The 17,485-nt window shown below is 64.3% G+C and carries 16 protein-coding genes and 1 pseudogene; 13 read left to right on the top strand and 4 right to left on the bottom strand.

Features of this window, described 5'->3' with window-relative positions; translation table 11 throughout:
• The first annotated feature begins 56 nt into the window (after positions 1 to 56).
• Together carB and greA are read left to right on the top strand one after the other, a co-directional pair.
• The gene (carB, locus tag UNPF46_RS13065) at positions 57 to 3,521 is read left to right on the top strand and encodes a carbamoyl-phosphate synthase large subunit (RefSeq protein ID WP_142250278.1); all 3,465 of its coding nucleotides are present in this window, start codon (positions 57 to 59) and stop codon (positions 3,519 to 3,521) included.
• Between the two features lie 206 nt (positions 3,522 to 3,727).
• The gene (greA, locus tag UNPF46_RS13060) at positions 3,728 to 4,201 is read left to right on the top strand and encodes a transcription elongation factor GreA (protein WP_097657627.1); all 474 of its coding nucleotides are present in this window, start codon (positions 3,728 to 3,730) and stop codon (positions 4,199 to 4,201) included.
• A 277-nt stretch (positions 4,202 to 4,478) separates the two neighbouring features.
• On the opposite strand, the gene UNPF46_RS13055 is transcribed toward greA, so the two are convergent.
• Complete coding sequence (locus UNPF46_RS13055) at positions 4,479 to 4,958, bottom strand: Lrp/AsnC family transcriptional regulator (protein WP_027547667.1); 480 nt, start codon at positions 4,956 to 4,958, stop codon at positions 4,479 to 4,481.
• Positions 4,959 to 5,224: 266 nt separating this feature from the next.
• On the opposite strand from UNPF46_RS13055, the gene trxB reads away from it, so the two are divergent.
• The 5 genes from trxB to UNPF46_RS13035 all read left to right on the top strand — a co-directional run bounded on the left by trxB (position 5,225) and on the right by UNPF46_RS13035 (position 9,200).
• Positions 5,225 to 6,190, top strand: coding sequence for a thioredoxin-disulfide reductase (trxB, locus tag UNPF46_RS13050; RefSeq protein ID WP_142250277.1), 966 nt, complete (start codon positions 5,225 to 5,227; stop codon positions 6,188 to 6,190).
• Between the two features lie 5 nt (positions 6,191 to 6,195).
• The gene (locus tag UNPF46_RS13045) at positions 6,196 to 7,119 is read left to right on the top strand and encodes a LysR family transcriptional regulator (protein WP_026201990.1); all 924 of its coding nucleotides are present in this window, start codon (positions 6,196 to 6,198) and stop codon (positions 7,117 to 7,119) included.
• A 459-nt stretch (positions 7,120 to 7,578) separates the two neighbouring features.
• The gene (locus UNPF46_RS13040; protein ID WP_100178214.1) at positions 7,579 to 8,487 is read left to right on the top strand and encodes a 4-hydroxy-tetrahydrodipicolinate synthase family protein; all 909 of its coding nucleotides are present in this window, start codon (positions 7,579 to 7,581) and stop codon (positions 8,485 to 8,487) included.
• A gap of 268 nt (positions 8,488 to 8,755) precedes the next feature.
• Complete coding sequence (locus UNPF46_RS37460; RefSeq protein ID WP_174719019.1) at positions 8,756 to 8,902, top strand: hypothetical protein; 147 nt, start codon at positions 8,756 to 8,758, stop codon at positions 8,900 to 8,902.
• 151 nt (positions 8,903 to 9,053) lie between these two features.
• Positions 9,054 to 9,200 carry a hypothetical protein gene (locus UNPF46_RS13035; RefSeq protein ID WP_142250276.1) on the top strand — a complete coding sequence of 49 codons (147 nt, stop codon included), beginning with the start codon at positions 9,054 to 9,056 and terminating at the stop codon, positions 9,198 to 9,200.
• A 76-nt stretch (positions 9,201 to 9,276) separates the two neighbouring features.
• Here UNPF46_RS13035 and UNPF46_RS13030 read toward each other — a convergent pair whose 3' ends face one another.
• Entirely contained in the window at positions 9,277 to 9,954 is a 678-nt protein-coding gene (locus UNPF46_RS13030; RefSeq protein ID WP_100178213.1) for an AAA family ATPase, read from the bottom strand.
• A gap of 361 nt (positions 9,955 to 10,315) precedes the next feature.
• The gene (locus UNPF46_RS13025; protein ID WP_100178212.1) at positions 10,316 to 10,666 is read right to left on the bottom strand and encodes a hypothetical protein; all 351 of its coding nucleotides are present in this window, start codon (positions 10,664 to 10,666) and stop codon (positions 10,316 to 10,318) included.
• Between the two features lie 322 nt (positions 10,667 to 10,988).
• Here UNPF46_RS13025 and UNPF46_RS13020 point away from each other — a divergent pair, with 322 nt between their 5' ends.
• From UNPF46_RS13020 to UNPF46_RS13005, 4 genes are all read left to right on the top strand, one after another.
• Entirely contained in the window at positions 10,989 to 12,155 is a 1,167-nt protein-coding gene (locus UNPF46_RS13020) for a CaiB/BaiF CoA transferase family protein (protein WP_142250275.1), read from the top strand.
• A 2-nt stretch (positions 12,156 to 12,157) separates the two neighbouring features.
• Positions 12,158 to 13,081: an HpcH/HpaI aldolase/citrate lyase family protein gene (locus UNPF46_RS13015; RefSeq protein ID WP_142250274.1), complete on the top strand. Its 924-nt coding sequence runs from the start codon at positions 12,158 to 12,160 to the stop codon at positions 13,079 to 13,081.
• A gap of 214 nt (positions 13,082 to 13,295) precedes the next feature.
• Positions 13,296 to 14,243 (top strand): AEC family transporter, encoded by a 948-nt coding sequence (locus UNPF46_RS13010; RefSeq protein ID WP_142250273.1) that lies wholly within the window; start codon positions 13,296 to 13,298, stop codon positions 14,241 to 14,243.
• A 44-nt stretch (positions 14,244 to 14,287) separates the two neighbouring features.
• Entirely contained in the window at positions 14,288 to 15,016 is a 729-nt protein-coding gene (locus UNPF46_RS13005) for a class I SAM-dependent methyltransferase (protein ID WP_142250272.1), read from the top strand.
• A 314-nt stretch (positions 15,017 to 15,330) separates the two neighbouring features.
• Here the strand turns inward: UNPF46_RS13005 and tenA are convergent, their stop codons facing one another.
• A complete protein-coding gene (gene tenA, locus UNPF46_RS13000; RefSeq protein ID WP_142250271.1) occupies positions 15,331 to 15,999 on the bottom strand; it encodes a thiaminase II in 669 nt (222 codons plus the stop codon).
• A 347-nt stretch (positions 16,000 to 16,346) separates the two neighbouring features.
• On the opposite strand from tenA, the gene UNPF46_RS12995 reads away from it, so the two are divergent.
• Positions 16,347 to 16,814, top strand: coding sequence for a mobile mystery protein A (locus UNPF46_RS12995; protein ID WP_142250270.1), 468 nt, complete (start codon positions 16,347 to 16,349; stop codon positions 16,812 to 16,814).
• Positions 16,811 to 17,413: pseudogene (locus tag UNPF46_RS12990) on the top strand (mobile mystery protein B). The gene UNPF46_RS12995 and the pseudogene UNPF46_RS12990 overlap by 4 nt, the downstream one beginning before the upstream one ends.
• Positions 17,414 to 17,485 lie beyond the last annotated feature (72 nt).

Raw genomic sequence — 17,485 nt, 5'->3', positions numbered from 1 at the left:
GGACGCGCAGCAGCGCGCCCTTTTTTTGTGCCCAAATCCGACTTCGGCGAGAGTTGATGCCCAAACGTACAGACATCACCACCATCCTGATCATCGGCGCCGGTCCCATCGTGATCGGCCAGGCCTGCGAGTTCGACTATTCGGGCACACAGGCGGTGAAGACGCTGAAGGAAGAGGGCTATCGCATCGTCCTCGTCAATTCCAATCCGGCCACCATCATGACCGATCCGGAATTGGCGGATGCGACCTATATCGAGCCGATCACGCCCGAAATTGTTGCGAAGATCATCGAAAAGGAACGTCACGTCATTCCCGGCGGCTTCGCGCTGCTGCCGACCATGGGCGGGCAGACCGCGCTGAACTGCGCACTCTCGCTGCGCCGGCAGGGCACGCTGGAGAAATTCGACGTCGAGATGATCGGCGCCACCGCCGACGCGATCGACAAGGCGGAGGACCGCCAGCTGTTCCGCGAGGCCATGACCAAGATCGGGCTCGAGACGCCGAAGTCGCGGCTCGCCAACGCCTCCGCGCTGAAGAAGTCGTTCCGCGACAAATACCTCGCCGAGCGCGAGAAGCTCTCCGGCGCAGCTCTCGAAGAATGCGAGCGGCAGTGGACGCTGGGCGAGAGCGAGCGCCGCAAGCGCTATCAGGAATACGCCTTCGGCCAGGCCATGATGGCGCTGTCCGAGATCGGCCTGCCCGCGATCATCCGCCCCTCCTTCACCATGGGCGGCACCGGCGGCGGCATCGCCTACAACAAGGAAGAGTTCCTCGACATCATCGAGCGCGGGCTCGACGCGTCTCCCACCAACGAAGTGCTGATCGAAGAATCCGTGCTCGGCTGGAAGGAGTACGAGATGGAGGTGGTGCGCGACAAGAAGGACAATTGCATCATCGTCTGCTCGATCGAAAACCTCGACCCGATGGGCGTGCACACCGGCGATTCCATCACGGTGGCGCCGGCGCTGACGCTGACCGACAAGGAATACCAGATCATGCGCGACGCCTCGCTGGCGGTGCTGCGCGAGATCGGCGTCGAGACCGGCGGCTCCAACGTGCAGTTCGGCGTCAATCCCGAGGACGGCCGCATGGTCGTCATCGAGATGAATCCGCGCGTGTCGCGCTCCTCCGCGCTGGCCTCCAAGGCCACGGGTTTCCCGATCGCCAAGGTCGCCGCCAAGCTGGCGGTCGGCTACACGCTCGACGAGATCGCCAACGACATCACCGGCGGCGCGACGCCGGCCTCGTTCGAGCCGACCATCGACTACGTCGTTACCAAGGTGCCGCGCTTCGCCTTCGAGAAATTCCCGGGCGCCTCGACCACGCTGACCACGTCGATGAAATCGGTCGGCGAGGTCATGGCCATCGGCCGCACCTTCCAGGAGAGCCTGCAGAAGGCGCTGCGCGGGCTCGAGACCGGCCTGACCGGCCTCGACGAGATCGAGATCGAGGGCCTCGGCCGCGACGACGACAAGAACGCGATCCGCGCGGCGCTCGGCACGCCGACGCCGAACCGCATTCTTCAGGTCGCCCAGGCCATGCGGCTCGGCTGGTCGAACGAGGAGATCTTCAACTCCTGCAAGATCGATCCGTGGTTCCTCGGTGAGATGCGCGGCATCGTCGACATGGAGGAGAAGGTCCGGAAGAACGGCCTGCCCGGCAACGCCTTCGGCATGCGCACGCTCAAGTCCATGGGCTTCTCCGACGCGCGCCTTGCGGTGCTGGCCGAGACGACGGAAGCCGAGGTGACGGCGAAGCGCCACGCGCTCGGCGTTCGTCCCGTCTACAAGCGCATCGACACCTGCGCGGCGGAATTCGCCTCGCCCACCGCCTACATGTACTCGACCTACGAGCCGCTGTTCGCGGGCGCGCCCGCGGACGAGAGCGCCCCGTCCGACAAGAAGAAGGTCATCATTCTCGGCGGCGGGCCGAACCGCATCGGCCAGGGCATCGAGTTCGACTATTGCTGCTGTCACGCCTGCTTCGCGCTGCATGACGCCGGCTACGAATCCATCATGGTCAACTGCAATCCGGAGACGGTGTCGACCGACTACGACACCGCCGACCGGCTCTATTTCGAGCCGCTCACCGCCGAGGACGTGCTGGAGATCATCGCCAAGGAGCGCAGCAACGGCACGCTGCACGGCGTGATCGTGCAGTTCGGCGGCCAGACGCCGCTGAAGCTCGCCCGCGCGCTGGAAGCTGCCGAGGTGCCGATCCTCGGCACCTCGCCCGATGCCATCGACCTTGCCGAGGACCGCGACCGCTTCAAGCGCGTGCTCGACAAGCTGCGTCTCAAGCAACCGAAGAACGGCATCGCCTATTCGGTCGAGCAGGCAAGGCTCGTCTCCGCCGATCTCGGCCTGCCGCTGGTGGTGCGTCCGTCCTACGTGCTCGGCGGCCGCGCGATGCAGATCATCCGCGAGGAGAACCAGCTCAACGACTACCTGCTTGGCACGCTGCCGGAGCTGGTACCGGCCGACGTCAAGGCGCGCTATCCCAACGACAAGACCGGGCAGATCAACACCGTGCTCGGCAAGAACCCGCTGCTGTTCGACCGCTATCTGTCGGATGCCACCGAGATCGACGTCGATTGCCTCTGCGACGGCAAGGACACCTTCATCGTCGGCATCATGGAGCACATCGAGGAAGCCGGCATCCATTCCGGCGACAGCGCCTGCTCGCTGCCGCCGCACTCGCTCGACGCGAAGATGATCGAGGAATTGGAGCGGCAGACCCGCGAACTTGCGCTCGGCCTCGACGTCGTCGGCCTGATGAACGTGCAATACGCGATCAAGGACGGCGAGATCTACGTGCTCGAGGTCAACCCGCGCGCCTCGCGCACCGTGCCTTTCGTCGCCAAGGTGGTCGGCACGCCGGTCGCCAAGATCGCCGCGCGCATCATGGCCGGCGAGAAGCTCGCCGATTTCAAGCTGAAGAAGGCCAAGCTCAAGCACGTCGGCGTCAAGGAATCGGTCTTCCCGTTCGCGCGCTTCCCCGGCGTCGACACCGTGCTCGGCCCCGAGATGCGCTCGACCGGCGAGGTCATGGGTATCGACCGCAACTTCGAGGTCGCCTTCGCCAAGAGCCAGCTCGGCGGCGGCACGCGAGTACCGCGCAAGGGCACGGTGTTCGTCTCGGTGCGAGAGAGCGACAAGACGCGTATCGCCGAGGCGGTTCGCGAATTGCATTCGCTCGGCTTCAAGGTGCTGGCGACCTCGGGCACCCAGCGCTTCCTGGCTGATCAGGGCATCCCGACCGAGAAGGTGAACAAGGTGCTGGAGGGCCGGCCGCACATCGTCGATGCCATCACCAATGGCGACGTCCAGCTCGTCTTCAACACCACCGAAGGTCCGCAGGCGCTGGCCGACAGCCGTTCGCTGCGGCGCGCGGCCCTCTTGCATAAAGTGCCGTATTACACCACTCTTTCCGGGGCCGTGGCGGCCGCGCAGGGCATCCGCGCCTATCTGGGTGGGGACCTTGAGGTTCGTACCCTGCAGAGCTACTTTTCGGAAACCTGATTGCTAGCGGCGGTAAACCCGCCGCTAAGTAATTGGCAATGAAGCCACAATGGCCGGAGGAACTGTCCGGCCATGTGGTTGTTCTGTTCCGGCGCCAGACCCACATAACACCCCGGTGGGCGCGTGTTCAGCCCCGGGAGTACCGACGAATCAAGGTTGCCGCGCCCGGTCTGTGTGGGGCGCGCAGCTGAAGGACGAGAGAAGAGATGGAAAAGGTTCCGATGACCCAGGCCGGCTTTGTCGCGCTCGGGGAAGAATTGAAGAAGCGCCAGTCGGAAGATCGTCCGCGCATCATCGAGCATATCGCGGAAGCGCGCTCGCACGGCGACCTGTCGGAGAACGCGGAATATCATGCCGCGAAGGAAGAGCAGTCCCACAATGAGGGCCGCATCGCCGAACTCGAGGACAAGCTCGCGCGCGCCGACATCATCGACATTTCCAAACTCTCCGGCGACACCATCAAGTTCGGCGCCACCGTGACGCTGGTCGACGAAGACACCGAGAAAAAGGCGGTGTGGCAGATCGTCGGCGAGGTCGAGGCCGACGCCAAGAAGGGCCGCATCTCCATCACCTCGCCGCTCGCGCGCGCGCTGATCGGCAAGAAAAAGGGCTCGACCGTCGAGGTCAATGCACCCGGCGGGGCCAAGGCGTACGAGATCACCAAGGTGGAGTGGCGGTAGGATTTGCCGTTGCGGGTGATGATGTTTTGAAAAGGCCGCGCGATGCGCGGCCTTTTCGTTTCGGCGTGTTGCTGTCGATCCGCGGCATTGCGAGCGCAACTCTTTCACCGTCACCCTGAGGTGCTCGCCTCTTCGGCGAGCCTCGAAGGGCGACGGCCCCGCTGTTGCCGCACGCAGATGTACGCGGGCCGTGCATCCTTCGAGGCTCCCGACGGGGCGCTCCGCGCCCCATCACTCGCGCCTCAGGATGACGGAATTGATAGACCGCGTCGGCGCCCTACCTTCTTCCCTTCACGTCCAGCGGCACCGCCGCCTCGTATTTGGAATTGTGCAGCACCAGCGAGGTCCGCACGTTGCGCACATGGGGTGCCGCCGTCAGATGCGTGACGAAATCCTGGAAGGTCGCCATGTCGGGCGCGACGCATTTGAGGATGAAATCGACCTCGCCCGACAGCATCCAGCATTCGCGCACCAGGGGTTCGGCGCGGACGAACTCCTCGAAGGCGCGCAAATCCGCCTCGGCCTGGCTGGACAGGTGCACGGCGGCGAACACGGTCACGTCGAAGCCGAGCTTGCGGGCATCGAGCAGGCCGCGATAGCCGTGGATGTAGCCCTCCTCCTCGAGCGCCCGGACACGGCGCAGGCAGGGCGGCGGCGAGATGCCGACACGCTTGGCCAGCTCGACATTCGTGATTCGACCGTCGGCCTGAATCTCGGTGAGAATTTTCAGGTCGATCTCGTCTAGGTTCCGCGACACGTGATTGGAACTCCTGGCCTTTGAGGCCGCATTGGTGGGCTTGTCGCAATCCTCATAGCCTAGTCCGCACCGCCAGCGCAATTTTATTGCGCGTGCACCGCAATCGACTTTTGTTCCTTGTTGGAAAAATCCGCCGAGAGGGAATGCAATTCTTGCATAGCTCACCAGAAGGCTTAGATTAGCTCTGATATTTCAGCGCCTCCGCCACGCCTCCCGGCATGTTCCGCGCCCGCGCTGCAGATCCCCCGTGAAAGGCGTCCATCGAAATGTCCGGTCCTGTTCATGCAAAGGTCGTCATTATCGGCTCCGGCCCCGCCGGTTACACGGCGGCGATCTACGCCGCGCGGGCGATGCTGGAGCCGATCCTGATCCAGGGCATCCAGCCTGGCGGCCAGCTCACCATCACCACCGACGTCGAGAACTATCCGGGCTTCGCCGACGTGATCCAGGGCCCCTGGCTGATGGAGCAGATGGAGAAGCAGGCGGTCCATGTCGGCACCAGGATCGTCTCCGACCTCGTCATCAAGCTCGACACCTCGCAGCGGCCGTTCCGCCTCACCTGTGACAGCGGCGACGTCTATCTCGCCGACGCCGTGATCCTCGCCACAGGCGCGCAGGCGCGCTGGCTCGGACTGCCGTCCGAAGCCAAGTTCCAGGGCGGCGGCGTGTCGGCCTGCGCCACCTGCGACGGCTTCTTCTACCGCAACAAGGAGGTCGTGGTGGTCGGCGGCGGCAATACCGCGGTCGAGGAAGCGCTGTACCTCACCAACCATGCCTCTCAGGTCACCATCGTGCACCGTCGCGACCACTTCCGCGCCGAGCGCATCCTGCAGGAGCGCCTGTTCAAGCACCCGAAGATCAAGGTGATCTGGGACTCCGCCGTCGACGAGATCTGCGGCACCGAGAACCCGAACAAGGTCACCCATGTGCGCCTGAAAAACGTCAAGACCGGCGCGCTGACGGACGTGAAGACCGACGGCGTCTTCATCGCCATCGGCCACGCGCCGGCGACCGAGCTCGTGAAAGACCAGATCAAGCTGAAGCCGTCGGGCTATGTCGAGGTCGCCCCGAACTCGACCGCCACCTCGGTGCCCGGCCTGTTCGCCGCCGGCGACGTCGCCGACGAGACCTATCGCCAGGCCGTGACGGCCGCAGGCCTGGGCTGCATGGCAGCGCTCGAGGCCGAACGTTTCTTGGCCCTGCGCGCCAGCGAGCGCGCGGCAGCGGAATAACGATCATGCCTCGAACACGCGACGGATTTACGGATATGGACTGGGACAAGCTGAAGGTGTTTCACGCAGCGGCGGAAGCGGGCAGCTTCACGCATGCGGGCGAGCAGCTCGGCCTGTCGCAATCGGCGGTCTCACGCCAGGTCTCGGCGCTGGAGCAGGAGCTCTCGGTCTCCCTGTTCCACCGCCATGCCCGCGGCCTGATCCTCACCGAACAGGGCGACCTCTTGTTCCGCACCGCGCATGACGTGTTCATGCAGCTCCAGGCGGCGCGCGCCAAGCTCACCGACAGCCGCGAGCGGCCGAGCGGCGACCTCAAGATCACCACCACGCCCGGCGTCGGCATCAACTGGCTGATCCCCCGCCTCGGCGAATTCACCGCGCTCTATCCCGAGATCCGCATCTCGCTGATCGTCACCGACGAGGAGCTCGACCTCTCCATGCGCGAGGCCGACGTTGCGATCCGCACCCGCAAGCCGACGCAGCCGGATCTCATCCAGCGCAAGCTGTTCGCGATGGGCTTCCACGCCTATTGCTCGCCGGAATACATCAAGCGCTTCGGCACGCCGCGCACGCTGGAGGAGCTGGACTCCCACCGCATCATCACGCTCTCCGACGGCAACTTCGCGCCGCATCTGCAGAACCGCAACTGGCTGGTCGAAGCCGGTCGCAACGGCTCCGGTCCGCGCGAAGCTTATTTCAGGGTCAACAACATTCTCGGTCTCGTGCGCGCCTGTCAGCAGGGTCTCGGCATCGCCGCCCTGCCCGACTATCTCGTCGAGGAGCAGAGCAAGCTGGTGCAGCTGTTCGGCGAGTCGGATTCGATCCAGCTCGATACGTACTTCGTCTATCCCGAGGAGTTGAAGACGGTCGCGCGCGTGCAGGTGTTCCGCGACTTCGTCGTCAGCAAGGCGCAGCGCTGGCCGTCCTGATTTCCGCATGACTGACATGCGGCCTCGGCTGTTGCTGCAGGCCGCTCGTCAAGCCCATACTGTTTGCACGCTGAGCCTTCGCGTTGCGCATTTGTCCCCCTCCTCCAGTGGCGCGGGAGTTCAGTAATCCCTCTTGGAAGGTGATTGTGTCGGCCTCACGTGGCCAATACCTTAAGCCGGGCTCTTTGGGCCCGGCTTTTTTTCTGTCTAATCGACCTTCGCCCTCCGCGTGTATTGACAGTTCCGCGCATACCTCGCATCATTTGCTGATGATCACGAAGTCGTGCGCAATCTCTTTCAAGGCCATCGCCTCGAAAAAAGGCCCCCATCCCGGGGCCTCGGATTTTTGCGCGCGCTAGCTACGCTTCGTCATCGCAAGCAAATCCCGAAACCCCGCCGCCTGGACGGGGTTTTTTCATGTGCCCTCCGTCTCAGGTTTCCCGAGAAGGAGATGGAAATATGACCGGACTTGAAGATCAATTGCACGGGCTGTGGCTGCCGCTGGTGACGCCGTTTCGCGATGGCGCGCTCGACGAGCGGTCGTTGCGGCGGCTGACGCGGCACTACAGCGCACAGGGGATCGACGGCTTCATCCTGGGGGCGACTTCCGGCGAAGGCATGACGCTGCGCGAGGCCGAGCTCGAACGCCTCGTCGCCATCGTGCGCGACGAGATGGCGGCAGGCCGCCACAACCAGCCGATCTGCCTCGGGCTGTCGGGCGCCGACACCGCGCGGCTGCAGGAACGCCTCGACGAGACTGCGGACTGGCCGATCGACGGTTACCTGATCGCGAGCCCCTATTATGTGCGGCCCTCGCAGCGCGGATTGCTGGCGCATTTCGAGACGCTCGCCGATCACGCCGCCTGGCCGCTCGCGCTCTACAACATCCCCTATCGCACCTCGGTCAACATCACCAACCAGACGATGCTTCGGCTGGCCGAGCACAGGAACATCGTCGGCCTGAAGGATTGCGGCGCGAGCCGCGAGCAGTCGATCGCGCTGCTGCGCGACAGGCCGAAGGATTTTCGCGTGCTCACCGGCGAGGACGCGAGCTTTTTCGAGGCGCTCGGCGACGGCGCCGACGGCGGCATCGTGCTGTCGGCCCATGTCGAGACCGCGACGTTTGCGGCGGTGTATGCCGAGATGAAGCGCGGCAATCATGATGCAGCGCAGGCGCGCTGGCACGAGGTCGCCGAGCTCACGCGCCTGTTGTTCACCGAGCCGAGCCCCGCGCCGGCAAAGTACTGGCTGTGGCGCAGCGGCCTGATCGACAGCCCCGAAGTGCGCCTGCCGATGGTGGAAGTGAGCAGCGAGCTCGCCGCGACGATCGATCGCGAGATCGAGCGACGGGTGAAGGTCGCAGCGTAGCGGGGTTCTCTCCGCGCCACCTCCGTGTCATTCCGGGGCGCGCGCAGCGCGAACCCGGACTCCATCGGACAGCGGAGTTGGCGGATGAATGGATTCCGGGTTCGCGACTTCGTCGCGCCCCGGAATGACGTCCGTGGGGGGCGACGGAGCGCGCCTTGGTTAACCGCGCCCCAACGCCCTTCGCGCACGCCGCATGGCGCGTCCACGCCTCGTTTACGCTTCAAGGCCTATCGTTGTCCTCTAAGGGCTTCTCATAGGGGGAATGACCATGGGGCATCGCACCCGGCCTACGGCCGCGCAGCAATTCGCGCCCGCCGATCTTTTGCAGGGAATTCTCGTCGTTTCGTCGTTCGGGTTCTGGGCCGTGATGCTCGGCCTGATGCCGGTGCTGCTGTATCGGGTCTGGCTCGCCTGAGCCGGCGGCCCAGCGCGGATGGTTAAACCGCCGTCACAAATGCGTTCAAAATGCGAGCGGCGTCGCAAGCCGGAATCTTAAAACATCCCAGGTATGGTTCACGCCCATAAGCGAAGAAATCGCGGGGGCATTTGTGAATAGTCAGAATGAAATGGCGTCGTATTTCGGCGCCGGACAGGAGCAGCTGTCCAACGAGCAGCGCTTTACCACCGAAGACATCCTCTGGGCCGTCGGCATCTGGTCGGTGATCCTCACGCTGTCGCCGGTCATCGTGTTCTACATGCTGATGGTGGCGTAACCTCCTTCAGCAGATCCCGAAAACGCAAAACGCGCGGACACCGCGCGTTTTTTCGTCCGGGGAATGATTTAAAGAATTATGCCGCCTGCTTGTGCATTGCGCCGGATGCCGACGCCGTGCCGCGAATGGCCTTCACTGAACGCTCGATCGCCGCCCACAGCCTTGCGATTTCCTGGGCCGCACGGCTCTCGGCCTGGTACTCCCGCGCGCCTTCGCCATGGCTCAGCGCCATCAGCAAATCCGAACGGTTGGTGATCTGGCCGCCCCACACCGGCGCACGGAATTTCGCCAGCGCTTCGCGGGCGATGGTGACGATCGGGCTTTCGGCTTCGTCGCGCTTGGCCGGCGCACCGTTGAGCACGACCGCATAGGGCTTGCGCGCGGCGCGGCACATCTGGATGGTTTCCTGCACCGCGTTGACGTCGAACACGCCGGGACGGGCGGGAATCACCACCATGGTGGCGTTCTTGATCGCGTCGTCGACCACGGCCGACAGGTTCGGCGGCGTGTCGATCAACACCCATTCATAACCGTCGCGCTTGGCGGCGGAGACGATGCCGCTGACGGAGTTCACGGCCGTCTTGATCGGCGGTTCGTTGGTGCCGCGCAGCTTGTGCCAAAGCGTCAACGAGCCCTGCGGGTCCGCGTCCACGAGCATGACCTGCTTGCTCGCCTTGATCTGTGCGGCAAGATGTGCGGCGAGCGTACTCTTGCCCGAGCCGCCTTTACGCGAAGCGAAAACAATAACGTTCATACCTTCGGCCTCCAGATTGACCCCAGGCCGCGAAAATGAATCACCACGCTGATTCGCGAAAGAAAAATTTATCGAGAGTTGCGTTACGGCCACGAAATAACACGGCGTGTTGGCTTTTGAGTCACACTGCGATGTGCGAGGCGCGACACGAACCGCAATGAAGCGCTACGCGCGTCACTTCTGTGCGTTTTTTGAGCAGTCGTTCGGGAGAAGACGGAATGCAACCTCGCCGCGCAAAACGACATCCGACTCTTTTTCGTCGCGCCTGCCCGTCGCCCGCAAGCCTCGCGCCAGCTCGCGAACAAAAGGAGTCCGTCACGTCGAGGGGGTTTCGAGATGGGAACGCGGCCGTGCCCCGCGCTCAGCCGTCGCTGGTCTTTTTCTTCCTGGTTGCCGTGGCCGGCTTGGTGCTCTTCTTCGCGGTCTTGGGCGCGATGTTGGTCGGCTTGCCGGCGCGCTGCTCGCCCGGCTCCGGTCCGCGGCGGAAGAACACCGCGCATTGCGGCGAGAGCTGCGCCTTCTTCTTGATCATGCAGGCGGTGATGGCATCGACGTTCGGAACGAACTCGCTGCACAGCCGCATCGCATCCGGCGTGCAGGCCTGCTGCTCCTCCGGGGTGTAGGCGAAGCCGGCACCGGGCTGCACCAGCACGGAAAGAGCCATCCCGAGGGTCGCAGCAACCAAGGATGTCTTGAAATGAAGCGCCGGCATCTCGTCCCCCACATGTCGAGTCGGAGGGAATAGTGGGTGAACGGCGGTTCGTTGGCAACGAGGGCAGATGCGAAAGGTCGGACCTGTGCGGTCTCGGCAACAGGGCGGGCGGCTCGGCCGCCCCACCAACAAAAACGCGAAAACAACCCCATGCACAGTAGCCAAGTCCCGGTCATTCCACGGCTTTTCTTAGGATTTGGCGAAGCCAAGTTTGACTCGTCGGGCAAAACAGGGGCATGATGCCAACATCAAGAAGATGCGCGTGGGGTGGTTCGACTGGTCTCCTGCGCTGGCCGAAAAGCGCACGAGGGGAAGCGATCTCATGACAGGGAATGAGGCGGAGCTGCCGCTTTCGGGCGTCACGGTCGTCTCGCTGGAGCAGGCGATCGCAGCGCCGCTGGCGAGCCGGCACCTGGCGGATTGGGGCGCGCGGGTGATCAAGATCGAGCGGCCGGGCAGCGGGGATTTCTGCCGGGACTACGACCACGTCATGAACGGCCTATCGAGCCAGTTCGTCTGGACCAACCGCTCCAAGGAAAGCCTTGCCATCGACATCAAGAGCGAGGACAGCCGCAGGGTGCTCGACGCGCTGCTGCCGCAGGCCGACGTGTTCATCCAGAACCTCGCGCCCGGCGCCGCCGAGCGGCTCGGCCTCGATGCGGCATCGCTCCTCACAAAGCATCCGCGCATCATCGCCTGCGACGTCTCGGGCTATGGCCCAGGGGGCCCCTACAGCGACAAGAAGGCCTATGATCTCCTGGTGCAGTGCGAGGCCGGCGTGCTCGCCATCAACGGCACCGAGGCGGAGCCGGCCAAGGTCGGTCTCTCCGTGGTCGACATCGCCACCGGCATGTACATCCTCAACGGCGTGCTGATGGCGCTGTACCGCCGCGAGCGGACCGGCAAGGGCACGGCGTTCCAGGCCTCGCTGTTCGACTCCATCACGGACTGGATGAGCTACCCCGCCTTCTACACGCACAGCACCGGCCGGCCGCTGCCGCGCACCGGCGCCAAGCACGCGACCATCGCGCCCTATGGCCCGTTCCGGGTCGGCGACGGAACGACCGTCTTCTTCGGCATCCAGAACGACCGGGAATGGCGCTCGCTGTGCCGCATCGTGCTCGGCGATGCCGGCTTCGCAGACCATCCGAAGTTCCGCACCAATCCGCTGCGCATGCAGAACCGCGACGAGCTGCAGGCGCATATCGAGCAGCGCTTTGCCGCGATGACCAGCGAGGAGGTGCTGCGGCTGCTGGATGAGGCCGGGGTCGCCAACGCGCATCTGAATTCGGTCGAGGCCTTTCTGGCGCATGAGCAGTTGCACACGCGCTCGCGGGTGCAAAGCGTGGGCTCGCCGTGTGGGCCGGTGATGAGCTTCCTGCCCGCGCTGACCATTCCGGGCCTGAGGCCGCGGATGGATCCGGTGCCGGATGTCGGCCAGCACAATCAAGCCATTCTCGGCGAGCTCGGCCTTTCCAAGGACATGTGACGATGGTTTCGCTGCGGCCCACGCGGGCCACTCTCGCCGTCCCCGCGCATCGCGCCCGTCTCGTCGCCAAGGCGGCGGCTTCAAGCGCCGATGCGGTATTCATGGATCTCGAGGACGCGGTGCCCCCGTCCGAGAAGGGTCTTGCGCTGGAGGAAGCCGTGCGCTCCCTCGCCGCGCTCGACTGGGGCAACAAGCGCGTCACGGTGCGGATCAACGCCGTCGATAGCCCGTTCATCGCGGAAGAGATCCGCGCGCTCGCGGCGCTGCCGCGGCTGGATGCTTTGATCGTGCCGAAGGCGGAGCGCCCCAGTGACATCGTCGCGATTGCCGATCGCTTGCGCGCCGCCGCGCCGGATCGCGCCGCGCCGGTGGCGCTGGACTTGCTGATCGAGACCGCGCTCGGCCTCGTCAATGTCGATGCGCTCGCCGCCTGCCACGACAGCGTAGCCGCGCTGCATCTCGGCGTCGGCGATTTCGCGGCGTCGATCGGCGCCCGCTCCTCCGACATCGGCGTGTCGCCGGATGGCTACCGCCATGTCGGATCGGCGCAGAGCGGCTACGCCGCCGCCCCGCTCGACCTGTTCGCCTATCCCATGATGCGCGTCCTGGTGGCGGCCCGCGCGCATCGCCTGATCGCCATCGACGGCCCCTGCGGCGCGTTCCGCGACGAGAGGCTCACCGAGAGCAGCGCGCAGAAGGCCGCCGCGATGGGCTTTGACGGCAAGCAGGTCATCCACCCCGACCAGATCGCGCCGACGCTGCGCGCCTTCATGCCGTCGGAACGGGAGCTGGACGAGGCGCGGCGGATCGTCGAGGCCATGGAGCAGGCGGAGGCGCAAGGCCAGGGCGCGGTGACGCTGGACGGCAAGATGATCGACTACGCCAATCTGCGCATGGCGCGCCGGATCATCTCCCTGGGGTCGTAACCGGGGCCATCGTACATGACTTGTAGCGGCGGCCGGTGCGCACGCCTCGTCCTTCGAGACGGCGCTGAAGCGCCTCCTCAGGATGAGGCTCATCAGCGTCGGTTAAATTGCAACCACACACTCCGTCCTCATCCTGAGGAGCCCGCTTAAAGCGGGCGTCTCGAAGGATGGCCGCAGGAAAAGTTCTGCGATAACCCTGAGGTCTTAAGCGCGCATGGCCACCTTGCTGATCGTCGCACCGGTGTTCGCGCTGATCGCGGCCGGCTATGCCGCGGTGCTGTTTCGCTTCGTCTCGGAGGGCGCGCACAAGGGTATCTCAGAATTCGCCTTCAGCATCGCGATCCCCGCCCTGCTGTTCCGCACCATCGTCGTCTCGGAATTCCCCGACGTCAGCCCCTACAGGATGTGGGGCGCCTATTACGGCGCGCTGGCGCTGACCTGGATCGCGGCGCTCGCGATCTCCGCGCTGCTCCGCGCGCGACGCGAAGAGCGCGAGGACGGCGTCGTGTTCGCGATCGGCTCGGTCTACGGCAACATCGTGATGCTCGGCATTCCCCTCGTGCTCTCCGCGCTCGGCAATGAGGCCGCGGGCCCGATGGCGCTGATCCTGTCGGTGAACACGCCGCTGCTCTGGCTCTGCGGCATCCTCCAGATGGAGCTGGTCAGCAGCAAGCACACCGGCTCGCCGCTCTCGGTGATCCGCCCCGTGATTGCCGACCTCGCCCGCAACCCCCTGATGCTCGCGATCGGTTTTGGCGTGATCTGGCGCTTCACCGGCCTCGGCCTCACCCCCGTCGTCGACCGCACCATCGAGCTGCTCGCGCAGGCAGGCTCGCCGGCGGCGCTGATCGCACTCGGCATCAATTTGTTCCGCTTCGAGGTGAAGGGCGAGAAGCTGAGCATTTTTGTGATGTGCGCGCTGAAGCTGGCGGCGATGCCGGCCGCCGCGTTCGTACTGGCGAAGCTGCTGGGCCTGCCGCCGGTCGCGGCGGGTGTCGTCGTGCTGTTCGCGGCCATGCCGACCGGCGCGAACGCCTACATTTTTGCTGTGCAGTATCAGCGGCTGGTGAACCCGGTCTCGGGCGCGGTGGCGCTGGGGACACTGCTGGCGGCGGTGACGTTGCCGGTGGTGGTGTGGGTGGTGACCGGTGGCGTGAGATAATTCGGCCGCATGCGTGTGGCAGACCACCATGGACGGAGCGTGTCATGGCACAGAACATCTACGACAATCCCGATTTCTTCTCAGGCTACAGCCAGCTTCCACGCCAGGTGCATGGCCTTGCCGGCGCACCGGAATGGCCGGCGCTGCGCGCCATGTTTCCCGACGTGGCCGGCCTGCGCGCGATCGACCTCGGCTGCGGGTTCGGCTGGGTTTCACGCTGGCTGCGTGAGCATGGCGCCAGGGACGTTCTCGGCATCGACCTCTCCGAGAGCATGATCGCCCGGGCGCGGCAGACCACCGCGGATGCCGCGATCACGTATCGGATCGCGGACATCGAGACGATCGAGCTTCCCGAAGCGTCCTTCGATTTTGCCTTCAGCTCGCTGACCTTCCACTATATCCGCGACTTCGACCGGCTCACGCGCATGATCCATCGCGCCCTCACGCCGGGCAGCCATTTGGTCTTCTCGATCGAGCATCCGATTTTCATGGCCGCCGAGCATCCCCACTGGATCGAGGATGAGGACGGACGCAAGACCTGGCCCGTCAATCGCTATGCGATCGAAGGCGAGCGGCGCACCGATTGGTTCGCGAAAGACGTGGTGAAGTATCACCGCAAGATCGGCACGACGCTCGGCGCGCTGATGCGCGCCGGATTCACTATCGAAGCCGTCGACGAATTCGCCCCCTCAGCGCAACAAATCAGGGACAACCCGACGCTCGAGCAAGAGCTGGAACGGCCAATGATGCTGCTGGTGGCGGCGCGGCGTTAGAGGCCGCAGGCGCCAGCACCGCAGAGTTCAGTCCACGGTCAACGTAGGCCCAGGAACGACAGCACCGCACCGACCACCACGACGAGTCCGACCAGATAGATAATCCCGTTCATGTCTCAGCTCCCTTGCTTCATCCTGCCGCAGTTGCAAACACGCAAGGGCACGAAAAGGTTCGCCGCCATTCGCGGCTGTTTTCAGCCGAAGGCGCGGAACGAAAACGAACGATCGCGCCGGCGCGCCGCGCCTTACGCGATCATCCGGCGATGCCGAAATTTTGGACCTGTTCAGATTTCGGGATCGGACGTTCGCGGAGCCTAGCGCTGTCCCATGCGCCAGCCCATCTCCCAGAAATCCGCCTCGAGCCGGGTGGCTTCCTTGAAGATCGCGATCAGCTCGGCCTCGCGGGCCGGCGTGGCGTAGCGATCGGCGAGATGCTCCATATGCGCCTGCGCTTTGGCCGCGACCTCCTGGTACGGCGCGCCGGCGTATTCGGCGATCCAGACGCGATAGGCGTTCGTCGCAGCGTCCGCACCGGGCAGCGTGGCGAGCCGCGTTGCGATCTCCGCGTACCCGATCACGCAAGGCGCAAGCGCCACCTTGAGCGCCAGCAGATCGCCGCGCATGCCCGCATCGAGCACGTAGCGCGTATAGGCCAGCATCTCGGCCGCCGGAGGAGCTTGTTCGAGGTCGCTCGGGGACAGGCCCCATTCGGCACAGAGTTTGACATGCAGGTTCATCTCGACATCGAGGATGGCCGAGAGGCCAGCCGCCGCATCACGCATGTCGGCGAGTGTGGGCGACTTGTAGACCGCAAGCGCATAGGCGCGCGCAAATTCGATGAGGAACAAATAGTCCTGAACGAGGTAGTGACGAAACGCCGCTTCAGGGAGCGAGCCGTCTGCAAGACCGTTCGTGAAGGGATGCTCGGTGTAGGCCCGCCACTCGACGGATGCTGCTGTCTTGAGACGCTCGAAGAAACTCACGATGTTTTCCGCCTGGCTTGCTTGTCCGTGAACGTCCCTGGCTTGCTAGCGATAGAGCATTGCGAACCAGGGAGCTACGGCGACCGCGAACATCGCGGGATCCGAGCGACCTGCCGATGGGGCACTCCGCGGCGAGAGTTTTTGAACTATCACCGGATCGCGGGGTGACGCTTGTGATCCCGCGGGCCCGACAGGCCGGGACAACCTGAATGTAAAGCCAGAGATTTTGCGGTCCGGAACCGGATACTTAAATATATCACATTTACAAAATTTTGGATATATATTGGTATACATTATTTGGCTATTGGGATATAAATATGTATCTTTCCGGCCAGCCGAGTCGACCAATGAGCGTCAAAGGGATCGTCCAACAGCAGTATCGCAACATCGTCGACGCCGCTGCCGCAAGCCTTGCCGGCGTGAAAGCGCCGCCTGAAGGCTGGCTGCGCACGGTCCGCACCGCGCTCGGCATGTCCGGTGCCGACGTCGCGAAGGCGATGGGCGTGACGCGCGCGCGCGTGACCACCGCCGAACGCGCCGAACTCACGGGCGGCATCACCCTGAAATCGATGCAGGCGACAGCGGAGGCGATGGGATGCCGCTTCGTCTATGCGATCATTCCGGCATCAGGAGATGTCGAGGATCTCATTGCTGCCCAGGCTCGAAAAAAGGCCGCGGCCATCGTCGACACGGCCAGCAAGCACATGGCCCTCGAAGACCAGCAACTGCCGGACGACAAGATCGCCCAGCAGGTCGAACGTCTCGCCCGTGAGCTCGCGCTGGAAATGCCGCCGAATTTCTGGCGCGATCCATGATCGGAAATCTCCAGTACCCCGAGGGCGCGACGCCGCTCGATCCCAACGAGCTTGACGGGCTGAAGTATAGGCACATCACGACGCAAGGCGAACTCGATCAGCTGGAGCAGGCCAACATCGTGTCCGGCCTGCTCTGGCTCGGTCGACAGAGGGCACACGTTCTGACCGACCGCTTTGCCGTCACCCTGCACAAGCGCCTGTTCGGCGAGGTCTGGGACTGGGCGGGAACGTTCCGAACGACCGGAAAGAACATCGGCGTCGATCCCGTCCACATTCCGGTCGAGCTTCGAACCCTCATGGACGACGCCCAGTATTGGGCCAACAACAAGACCTATCCGCCTTCCGAAGCCGCTATCCGGCTGCACCATCGCCTCGTCAAGATTCACCCGTTTCCCAACGGCAACGGCAGGCACGCCCGTATCATGGCGGATGCAGTGCTGGTCCGCGTCTATCATGCGAAGCCGATTGACTGGGCCGGCGGGCATGATCTTTAGAGGATGAACGAGCGGCGTGCTGCGTATATCGCGGCGCTCAGGGCTGCGGACCGGGATGACATTGGGCCGTTGATAGAGTTTGTGGGCCGGAGAGATGATCTCTAGCGCACAGGACGGGTTGAGATTAGTGCACTGTCACCGCAACTACGAGTTTATTATAGCTGATTGATTTCGGTG

Source organism: Bradyrhizobium sp. UNPF46 (genome assembly GCF_006658625.1).
Lineage (GTDB): Bacteria > Pseudomonadota > Alphaproteobacteria > Rhizobiales > Xanthobacteraceae > Bradyrhizobium > Bradyrhizobium nitroreducens.
The sequence above is the reverse complement of the archived record's forward strand: the minus strand, read 5'-3'. Positions and strand labels throughout refer to the sequence as shown.